The sequence below is a fragment of the Halalkalibaculum sp. DA384 genome (genome assembly GCF_043951955.1).
Lineage (GTDB): Bacteria > Bacteroidota > Rhodothermia > Balneolales > Balneolaceae > JAMQKA01.
In genome coordinates this window covers 1-1277 of sequence record NZ_JBINJE010000096.1, presented here as the reverse complement: position 1 = coordinate 1277, position 1277 = coordinate 1, and the positions used below count along the sequence as shown (strand labels likewise).

Genomic DNA, 1277 nt, shown 5'->3' with positions numbered 1-1277 from the left:
CGGAAGAATTTCTGTCTGACGAGGGAGCGAGCTACAAAATATACAACCTGGTCTTTCCCGGCCTTGAATGGGGTGCGGAAGCCGAAGCAGGCGGGTGTGGATGTTGCACCGGTGAAAGTTTTGATAGCGGGCAACTTGCGTGACGGACCATCAACATCCACGCCTGCTGAGGCTGTAGCGGGTGCCCCATTCACCGCCTTGAGTTTTTGGTTCCTTTTGGGTCAAGCCAAAAGGGACACCTCGGTTGGGAAAACAGTCTCCTGTTTCAGGTAAACGTAATTATTCTAACGTATCCAAGGCTTCCAAAAATACGGCAGGACTATATATCGGAATCTTACTTTTATCGAAATCCTTTTGATTCCTGGTAATGATGGCTTCTAAATTAGCGTGAATAGCCGATTGATATAGGACTCCATCTTCATAGTCGTTAAAATCGCTATCCAAAGCATCTTCTAACACCACACGATTAATGTTTGATACATTGAAGATTTTAAGTATTTCCCGAACATGCTGGGTGGCGCTTTTTGAAGATAGTTGTTTTGCCAATAAGTAAAAGATCGTAGTGACGGTTGTACCACAAATCCATCCCTCGATTTCTCCTTTTTCAGCCAACCCGATTGCCTGGGCAGAAGCTTCAAAAAAAGGTTCCCGCTCAATAAAAACATCAAGTAGTACATTCGTATCGAAGAGAACTTTCATTTCAGATACTTCTCCTCCAAATGCTTTTTATAGTCTTCCTCCTGAACTTCTTTATTCTTTAAAATACCCGTTAACGAAGCAGTAATGGGAGGAAGGTCGCGGTTAATTGATGGTTGCTCAGTCTCAATAAGGGCAAAATAATCGGCAACCATTTGTGATACGGAGGTCCCTTTCTGTTTGGCACGTTTTTTTGCCCGCCGAATCAGCGAATCATCTAAACGGAGTGTTAATTTACTTTTCATGGCAAGACGTATTGTTTTTATTTAAATATACGTCATCCTGGCGTGGCTACGCAAGAACAATTTCGTTCACTTACCAAATGACTATCCCGCAAGGACGGATGGGGGGTGGAATTATGAATGAAGAATTATGAATGAAGAATTTCGAAGGGGAGATCGTATGAACGAGTTATAGCATCATGCCCCCTGCCGGAAGAATTTCTGTTTGATGAAGGGTAGGAAACATTCTCCTGTTTCTCATTCAGGCTTCTTAATCATCTTTCCTTGTTCATTTTTTCATCGATGAAAAAACGAACCAAAAAAATCGCCGGCGGAGGATTTATTCGCCTGGACGCGCTC

The 1277-nt window shown here is 43.1% G+C and carries 2 protein-coding genes; both read right to left on the bottom strand.

All coding sequences use genetic code 11. From position 1 onward, the window contains the following. Positions 1 to 279: 279 nt before the first annotated feature. Entirely contained in the window at positions 280 to 699 is a 420-nt protein-coding gene (locus tag ACG2E4_RS18410) for a type II toxin-antitoxin system VapC family toxin (RefSeq protein WP_395262566.1), read from the bottom strand. After that, positions 696 to 941 (bottom strand): DUF6364 family protein, encoded by a 246-nt coding sequence (locus tag ACG2E4_RS18405; protein WP_395277504.1) that lies wholly within the window; start codon positions 939 to 941, stop codon positions 696 to 698. Before ACG2E4_RS18405 ends, ACG2E4_RS18410 begins: the two co-directional genes overlap by 4 nt. Positions 942 to 1277 lie beyond the last annotated feature (336 nt).

Bases quoted from the DNA above. Each gene is read 5' to 3' on its own strand.
- ACG2E4_RS18410 (WP_395262566.1), bottom strand. From the start codon at position 699: ATGAAAGTTCTCTTCGATACGAATGTACTACTTGATGTTTTTATTGAG.
- ACG2E4_RS18405 (WP_395277504.1), bottom strand. From the start codon at position 941: ATGAAAAGTAAATTAACACTCCGTTTAGATGATTCGCTGATTCGGCGG.